This is a genomic window from Hoylesella marshii DSM 16973 = JCM 13450 (assembly GCF_000146675.1).
Classification (GTDB): domain Bacteria; phylum Bacteroidota; class Bacteroidia; order Bacteroidales; family Bacteroidaceae; genus Prevotella; species Prevotella marshii.
In genome coordinates this window covers 2,426,298-2,435,162 of sequence record NZ_GL397214.1, presented here as the reverse complement: position 1 = coordinate 2,435,162, position 8,865 = coordinate 2,426,298, and the positions used below count along the sequence as shown (strand labels likewise).

Genomic DNA, 8,865 nt, shown 5'->3' with positions numbered 1-8,865 from the left:
CCGGTTACGACTATTTCCATGCCGACAAAGGCAAGTTTGCCATGTATGGTAAGAACTCCGAAGCGTGGGTGAAGATGAAATACAGTTTCTGACTCCATTTTAAATGCACGAAATGACTATACTCAAAATAAAAATATCATGTGAAGATGCATAAAGAAGAAAAGTAGAATGTAGTCATGGGGGAGTAATGTTTGTTTTCTCCAACTACATTCTAACTTTCTTTCTATCACAATTTTATATCTTTTGTAGCTATGTCGTGGGTTGATATCGGTGAAAGAGAAGTTTCCTCTGTCTGATGTTTCCTTATTAACCTGTCCATCTCCTCCAAAATCTTATTGTCGGTTATTTGTGCATAGATTTGAGTGCTTGAGATAGAGGTGTGCCCCATCATTTTGGCAATGCTCTCAATGGGGATTCCTGCACTTAAACTCATTGTGCCAAACATGTGCCTTGCCATATGGTAGGACAATCACTCTCTGATACCACAAGCTCTGCTCACGATACTTAGCTTTACATTCATCACTCTACGGCTGCAATTACAGTGAAAGACAAGGCCATTGCCTTTTTCTTTCACCATTTGTCTTTCTTTATTCATTGGTTGTTCTTCCTTACATTGATTGATGAGGGCTTCCACTATCGAGTGCAGAGGCACAATAAACTCTACTTTCGCCTTTTGCCATTCCTTTCGGATATATCTTTCTTTGTCCGTCGACTGCCGTCTGGATATGTTCAAATTGCAAATGTTCCATATCAGTAATTGCCAAGCCTTTAAAACAGAAAAATCCGTCTTGCTTGTCTCGTCTGTTTGTTAAGAATCTTTAATGCTGTAAGTTTGGCAACTTCGCTCTTTTGCAGAAAACGTATCTTTTGTTCCGCTTCTTGTACTTGGCATTCCCAAAAGGATTGCAATGGATGAGCCTTTAGCTGACCCCATGGTACATCAGCCTACTCAACCAACAAAGGTAACGATTCATGGTTACTATTGCCATACTTTGCCCTTTCAAATAGAAGCCGTATTCCTCAAACTAGTCTTCCGTTATAGTGACTATGGCTATATCCGCCATTCTCTTATCTTTTACGAACTCTGTAAGTAACTTGTCTGAATAGAAAAGATTCTGATAAGTGCTTCCTGCTCTTGACTTGCCCACGCACTCTTTACGGATTGCCGTTCAGCTTTACTCATGGCAAAGCGTTCCTCACTTACGCAGGAAACTGCCGGCCAAAGCAAAAGCCACACGAGTGAAAATAATTCAGTTACCGAATGCTGCACCATCGTTACCTACATCAAAAAGGTAACACTCTGGTAATTGAACTTCTGCCTAAATCTGTATATTCCTGCCCTTTACAAATAGACTAGTTTTATGCAAATCATCCCGTTTCATACTCATTATCAGTTAGTTTACATCAACTTCGATATTTCTCCATTTTCATTGATTAGTTACACACACGCAGAAATTTCTTCTCGCAAAGAAATAAATTTATTACCGGGAAAAAAATTTGGGTGCATACCCTTATCTATAAAATCGCAAATAACAGCAGGTAATATCTTTTGAGAATGTAACAAAAAATAAAAAGTCGTCCTTAACTTTGCAAGCAACTATGAGATGATAAAAGCAAAACGTACCTGTAAAACCTACTGCAAACAAAGCCCTCTTTCAGTATTTCTACCGTCGAAGGGCTTATTCCTCCTTATTTTTATTCTCTATTTTATCTATGTTTGCTGTGTTAATTGACACATGCTGTATCAAGACAGAAGATAATGGATGTTTCTGGCTTTCGACAGAGGGAGCCTGCAACTTTCTTGCGCAATTGCCGGGCGACAGAGCTGTCGATGCGGTAGGCAAGGGCAAGCAATAAGTCGAGATTGTAGACATCATCGTAGTTGCCGTTTTCTAACACGACAAACTGTGTTGTGTGGCACGGTAACAGCACGTCCGAGCGATATATCGCCCGAATGGTATGTCTGATATGCGTTGCCGTGGTGTTGAACAGTTCGGCAATTTCAGCAAGGGTCATCCATATCTCTCCCTGCGGAATATAAAGAACGGGAGGCTCAAAGGTAATTATATTGCGTTTCATAGTCTTTTCTCCTTTTTCGTTAAATGAGGGTTGCTGCGGCATGATTGCTGATGTCGGTTAGTTTTGTGGAAAGAGTATCTATTTCCCTACCTAATTTTTCGTTGGTTATCTTGGCGTATATCTGCGTGCTGGTGATACATTTGTGTCCCAACAGACTGCTCACCGATTCGATGGGCATGCCGTTAGATAAGCATACAACCGTTGCCATGGTATGCCGGGCTACGTGCCATGTGACGTGTTTGTCGATGCCGCATTTCTTGATGATAGTTTTAAGTTGGTTGCAACAATAGACATGCGAGGGAATGGGGAAGAGATACCCATTGTTACTAAGCCCGCTGTATTTGTCGAGGATTTGCAGGGGAATATCGAGCAATTTAACGTTTACCTCCACGCTTGTCTTCTGTCGTCGGGTACGTATCCACACATCGCCGTCGAATGGACTGCGGACGATATTCTCTTCACGAAGGTTCTTCAAATCAATGTAGGCAAGTCCCGTAAAAGTGCAGAAGAGAAACATATCGCGAATGAAGGTTTGTGCGGGTGTGAGTTTGGGGGCATCTATGAGCAGTCTGATTTCTTCCTTTGTCAGGAACACCCGCTCGGGTCTTTGCTGGCTGATATTGTAATCGGAAAAGGGATAGCGAACCAGCCAGCCGTTCTCTACGGCTCGGTGCATGAGCATCCGCACAGGAAAACTATAAAGCCAAACGGTGTTATGGCTCAAATGGCAATAAGTGAGCAGAAATGTTTCGAAGTCGGTGGCAAAAGTGGGTTGGATTTCTTTTAAGGCGATATCGCTAAGATGGTGTCTGGTTTGCAGGAAGCTTTTCAGATGCTTGTAAACGGCACGGTATTTTTGCAGGGTTCGCTTGGACTTTAAACCGCATTCCACCTTTTGGGCGTAGTCTGTCAGGAAGTCGTCGTAGAGGGTGATGAGGGTATGTTTGCGGTATTCCAAGCCTTGAAAAGCATTGCGCACCTTTTCTGCGGTGACGAAGTTGTCGCGCTCCATGATTTCCTGATAATGTTTTGTAATGGTGGCACGCAGCTTATCGAGTGCACGATTGATATCGCGTGCCGTTATGCTTTTGCCAATGGCTCGTCCGCCTTTGATGCCCCAGAGTTTTGCTTCGATGGAAACCTTGCAGCTGAACTGTGCCTGTGTGCCGTCCACGGTGATGCGTCCCATGATGGGCGAGGTGCCGTCTTTCTTTACCTTGTTCTTCTTTAAGTAGAAGATGACTGAAAATGTACTCTTCATTGTGTTTCTTTCTTTGTTTGCAAAATTATTCAATGCAGAGTCATTCGTCACTACGCAAATCGCGGAGGATTGCGGAAATCGAAGCGGGAGAGGAAGAATTTCCATTGGTTACCCTCTTTCTATATCATGCCCATGTCCTTATCGTGCCACCATTTCCTCGTCTTTCCTCTCTTTGCCGCCATCGCAAAAGAGGTTACGAATTGGCAACTGAACGGTGGCTGTAAGTTGCCTTTTCGTGGTATAGCGTGACTTTTTATCACTTCTTAATTTCCCGCCTAAGAACTTGATTCACAACTCAATCGCTACATTTTTCCTGTTTTCTGATTTTATAGAAGCATTTACACTGCGAAAGCATAGCTCTGAGCATGTGAAAGCTAAGAGATGACGAGGTGACATATAACTCCTTAATGTCCAATGGGTTAAATATATATAGAGACGGAGTGAATCCGCTGGAGGAAAAGACTATTGTGCGTGTTGGTATTCGGTGGGTGTGAGGCCTGTAAGACGCTTGAAGAACTTGCAAAAGAAACTGACATTAGGAAAATGAAGGCTATCGGATATTTGCGTTATCTGCATGTCTGAGTGGCGCAACATCACCTTGATGCGCATCACGAGGGCACGCTCTATCCATGCCTTTGCCGTCACGCCGCTTGTTTGTTTGATAAGAGTGCTGAGATAGCGTTGTGTCAGGCAGAGTTCGTTGGCATAGAATGCGAGGCGATGGTGCTCGCCAACATGGGTATTGATGAGGGCAATAAAACGGTCGAAGAGTTGCTGGTTACGACTTTTGTGCTGTCGCTCCTCCTTCACTTTCTCTATATTCAATTCATCGCAAAAGCGGATACTTGCAGCCATCAGGTCGCCCACGGTCTCGCATCCCGCCCCTTTTTGTCTGGCCACAGACCAAATGAGATGAAGCATCCGTTCCATTATATCGCATTCATCGGGTGTAAGTCGGAGTACGAAGCCGTTCATCTTCCGACAAAATGTCTCGGGCGGCGAACCGTGGAAAAAGAGATTCAACAGTTCGTCTACAAGCACCAGCCCCATGATATCTATGTCGTCGGAATAGGATTGCAGATGCACGATACTGTCGTCTGATACCATAATGAGGCTGCCCGCCGTGATTTCGTATGTGATAAGGTTGATAATGACACGTGCCTGTCCGCTCTTGACGAGTACCAATCGCAGGCCTTCAATGCGCATGGGCTTCTCGCTGATTCTGCGACGGAACAAATCCGACACACCGATAGAAATGCCAAATCCTTCGGCAACATACGTATGAGCCAGCGTTTTTCTGTCGTCCTTTTCGATAATGCTCTTCGCTTCAGAGAATGTCAGATTGTAGAGTTGTTCCCTTTCCATTGCCTTTCATATAATAATGTGGCAAAGATAAGCATTATTTCGCTATCCCTTTCTGAGACAAAGGTTTTTTGTACGAAAAGAACATTTTATCCTTTCTACAGATAACTGTTGATTGCCCGAAACGTCCTACCTTTGCTTCCGAAATCAAAGCATAAGATATGAAGAAACTATTCATGGCTCTGCTATCGGCGCTTGTGCTACCGGCATGGAGTCAGACCTCTTTGTCGGATTGCCAGGAAGCGGCCGCACGCAATTATCCTCTTATCAGGAAATACGACCTCATACGACAAACTACGGCCTACACGGTGGCCAATCTCAACAAGGGATGGTTGCCGCAAGTATCTGCCTTGGCACAAGCCACATGGCAAAACAGAGTGGCGCAACTGCCCGATGCGTTGGGTGGCATGATGACAAGCATGGGATATGCGCCCGAAGGATTGAAGAAAGACCAATACAAAGTAGGCATAGACGTGAGCCAAACGATATGGGACGGCGGACGGATACGCAACCGGAAACAGATGGAAAACAGGTTAGGAGACGTGCAGACGGCAGAAGAGAATGTAACGATGTATGCCGTGCGCGGACGCGTAAATGAGTTGTTTTTCTCTGTTCTCGCAACCGACGAACGCATGAAGGCCACCGATGATTTGCTGACATTGCTTGCCGCCAACGAGCAGAAACTGTCTGCCATGCTCCGCAACGGAGTGGCTACGCAGAGCGATGTGGATGCGGTGAAGGCTGAACGCATGAAAGCGATGCAGCAACAGACGGAGTTGAAGGGTGTGCGCCGTGCCGCATTGCGGATGTTGAGCCTCTTCTGCGGATACGAAGTGCAGATGCTGAGCAAGCCGCCGGTAGCGGAGGTTGCACAAACGGTTGAGCGTCCCGAGCTGCAACTTATCGACAGGCGCATCCAATGGACAGAGGCGGCGGAACGCGCGTTGAAAGCCGACCTCATGCCTCGCCTCTCTGTGTTCGTTCAGGGCTATTACGGCTATCCGAGCTACAACATGTTCGACGATATCATGACCCACCGCTGGCGACTCAACGGGCTTATCGGTGCGCGTCTGACGTGGAATATCGCCTCGCTATACACCCATAAAAACGAGCAACGGAAGTTGGAATCGCAACGGCGCATGGCAGAAAACAGTCGCGAAGTGTTCCTCTTCAACAACAGCATCGAACAGGTAAGACAACGACAGCTGATGGAAACCTATCGGCAACTGATGGCCGACGACGAGGAAATCATACGGCTGCGCGGTGCTGTGCGGAAAGCTGCGGAATCGAAACTCGACCATGGCATCATAGATGTCAACCAACTGATACAGGAACTCACACGCGAGAACGATGCCCGCAACCGCAGGTCGGCACACGAGATGGAGATGCTCAAGGCACTTTACGACCTGCGATTTGCCGTCGGCGAGGCTGGCAACTAAGACAAAACATAAAAAACAAGCGATATGAAACGAACAATCCTTTTACTCCCGTTCATGGCCTTGGCACTGCTCACGGCATGTGGCAACAGGCAGAAAGACTATGACGCGACCGGCCTTTTCGAGGCCACGGAAGTAACCGTCTCGGCCGAACAGAGCGGCCGCCTCATCGGGTTCGACGTGATGGAGGGCAGCCGATTGCAGGCAGCCGAGCAGGTAGGCCTCATCGACACCGTGCCGCTGATGCTCAAGGCACGGCAGCTTGGAGCCACGAGAGCCGTGTATGCCAACCAGCGTCCCGACCTTTCAAAACAGATAGCCACACTCCGTGAGCAACTCAGTAACGCCGAAATGGAGCGCCGACGCTTTGCGGGACTTGTGGCCGACGGTGCCGCCAGCCGCAAACAACTCGACGATGCCGACAATGCTGTGCGCGTGTTGCGCCGGCAATTGGAGGCGCAGATATCGGCCATCGGCAACAGCACACAGAGCCTGAACAGTCAGATGACGGCAGCCGACATACAGCGTGCCGAGGTGATAGACCAATTGCAGAAATGCCATGTACGAGCACCCATTGCCGGTACGGTACTGGAGACGTATGCCGAACGGGGCGAGTTTGCCGTTGTGGGCAAACCGCTGTTCAAGATGGCCGACACCGACCGCATGTTTCTCCGCGCCTACATCACGTCCGAACAGCTCTCAAGCGTAAAAATAGGACAAAGGGTGCGCGTGACGAGCGACTACGGACACCATGCAGGTAAGACGTATTCGGGCATCGTCGTATGGATTTCCGACCGTTCGGAGTTTACTCCCAAGACCATCGTCACCGACGACGAACGCGCCGACCTCGTCTATGCCGTGAAGATAGCCGTGAGAAACGACGGCGGCATTAAGATAGGCATGTACGGCAAGGTGAAGTTCTGAAACAATGGGACGGGTGGACGTGCCGACCCTTCGAGATACCGGTGTAAATTGACAACGCCATCAAAAAAATAACTGTCATGACCTCAAGAAAGTCACTTTCTCGGAGTAAATGAACTCCGGCAGCCCAAGAAAGTCACTTTCTCGGAGTAAATGAACTCCGGCAACGCAAGAAAGTCACTTTCTCGGAGTAAATGAGCTCCGGCAGCCTAAGAAAGTCACTTTCTCGGAGTAAATGAACTCCGGCAGCCTAAGAAAGTCACTTTTTGCGACCCCCATCTTTCAACAATCATGAAAACAATGAACCATATCATCCAAGCAGACCGCCTCGCAAAGCATTACGGGGCAACAACCGCGCTCGCCGACGTCAGCTTCCACGTGGACAAGGGCGAGGTGTTCGGCCTCATCGGTGCCGACGGAGCGGGCAAGACCACACTCTTCCGCATCCTCGCCACCCTGCTCGTGCCCGACGCGGGGCGCGCATCGCTCTTCGGACTCGACGTGGTGAACAACATGAAACCGCTGCGGCGCAGACTCGGCTATATGCCCGGCCGCTTCTCGCTCTATCAAGACCTCACCGTGGAAGAAAATCTCTGCTTCTTTGCCACCCTCTTCGGCACCACCGTCGAGGAGGGCTACGACGGCATCCGCGCCATCTACTCGCAGATAGAACCGTTCAGAAAACGCAAGGCCGGAGCACTCTCGGGCGGCATGAAACAGAAGCTGGCACTCTCGTGCGCCCTCGTTCATCGCCCCGATATCCTGCTGTTCGACGAACCCACCACGGGCGTCGACCCCGTCTCGCGCAAGGAGTTTTGGGACATGCTCGCCATGCTCAAAGAGCGCGGTATCACTATCGTGGCCGCCACACCGTATATCGACGAGATTCGCCGATGCGAGCGCGTGGCCTTCCTCGACCGAGGTTCGGTGAAAGGAACGGGCACGCCTGACGAAGTGCTCGCCGCCTTCGCCCATGTGTTTACCCCGCCCGCTCCCGTGCATACGACGCATGCTGCATCGACCGACGACGTCATACGCGTCGAACATCTCGTAAAAGCGTTCGGCACATTCCGTGCCGTAGACGACATCACCTTCAACGTGCGCAAGGGCGAAATATTCGGCTTTCTCGGTGCCAACGGCGCCGGCAAAAGCACGGCCATGCACATGCTCACAGGCCTGTCGCAACCTACCGGCGGACGGGGTACGGTGATGGGCTTCGACATCGCCACGCAACACGAGCAAATCAAGCAACACATCGGCTACATGAGCCAACGCTTCTCGCTCTACGAAGACCTTACTGTGAGGGAAAATATCCGCCTCTTCGCCGGCATCTATGGCATGAAAGATGCTGAGATAGCCCGCAAGACGACCGACCTTCTGCAACGGCTCCGCTTTACAGAGCATGCCGATACCATCGTGAAATCGCTGCCGTTGGGGTGGAAACAGAAGCTGGCCTTCTCGGTGAGCATCTTCCATGAGCCGGGTATCGTGTTTCTCGACGAACCCACCGGCGGAGTAGACCCTGCCACGCGGCAACAGTTTTGGCAACTCATCTACGACGCTGCCCATCGCGGCATCACAGTCTTCGTGACGACCCACTACATGGACGAGGCCGAATACTGCGACCGCATCTCCATCATGGTCGATGGAAAGATTCGCGCATTGGGCACGCCTGAAACACTGAAAGCCGAGTTTGGCTGCACGGACATGGATGCCGTCTTCACCCATCTGGCACGACAATCGGTGCGCAAGGCCGATTGAATGCTTCATGTTTGCAAGTCTTCCGTTATTCTAAAAGCAACGCAC

At 49.3% G+C, this 8,865-nt stretch carries 6 protein-coding genes and 1 pseudogene; 3 read left to right on the top strand and 4 right to left on the bottom strand.

Translation table 11 applies throughout. The features are described from left to right. Positions 1–226: 226 nt before the first annotated feature. From HMPREF0658_RS10075 to HMPREF0658_RS10060, 4 genes and pseudogenes are all read right to left on the bottom strand, one after another. Positions 227–1,186, bottom strand: a pseudogene (locus tag HMPREF0658_RS10075) (tyrosine-type recombinase/integrase); the annotation flags it as partial. A gap of 539 nt (positions 1,187–1,725) precedes the next feature. Next, positions 1,726–2,079 (bottom strand): virulence RhuM family protein, encoded by a 354-nt coding sequence (locus HMPREF0658_RS10070; RefSeq protein WP_238305796.1) that lies wholly within the window; start codon positions 2,077–2,079, stop codon positions 1,726–1,728. A gap of 19 nt (positions 2,080–2,098) precedes the next feature. After that, entirely contained in the window at positions 2,099–3,340 is a 1,242-nt protein-coding gene (locus tag HMPREF0658_RS10065; RefSeq protein ID WP_024991143.1) for a site-specific integrase, read from the bottom strand. Between the two features lie 462 nt (positions 3,341–3,802). After that, a complete protein-coding gene (locus HMPREF0658_RS10060) occupies positions 3,803–4,705 on the bottom strand; it encodes a helix-turn-helix domain-containing protein (protein WP_006950626.1) in 903 nt (300 codons plus the stop codon). 158 nt (positions 4,706–4,863) lie between these two features. Between HMPREF0658_RS10060 and HMPREF0658_RS10055 the strand changes: the two genes are divergently transcribed. The 3 genes from HMPREF0658_RS10055 (at position 4,864) to HMPREF0658_RS10045 (ending at position 8,820) form a co-directional block, all read left to right on the top strand. After that, positions 4,864–6,141 (top strand): TolC family protein, encoded by a 1,278-nt coding sequence (locus HMPREF0658_RS10055; RefSeq protein ID WP_006950624.1) that lies wholly within the window; start codon positions 4,864–4,866, stop codon positions 6,139–6,141. A 24-nt stretch (positions 6,142–6,165) separates the two neighbouring features. After that, positions 6,166–7,062, top strand: a complete 897-nt coding sequence (locus tag HMPREF0658_RS10050; RefSeq protein WP_006950622.1) for an HlyD family secretion protein — start codon at positions 6,166–6,168, stop codon at positions 7,060–7,062. 297 nt (positions 7,063–7,359) lie between these two features. Continuing rightward, positions 7,360–8,820, top strand: a complete 1,461-nt coding sequence (locus tag HMPREF0658_RS10045) for an ATP-binding cassette domain-containing protein (protein WP_024991140.1) — start codon at positions 7,360–7,362, stop codon at positions 8,818–8,820. The last annotated feature ends 45 nt before the right edge of the window (positions 8,821–8,865 follow it).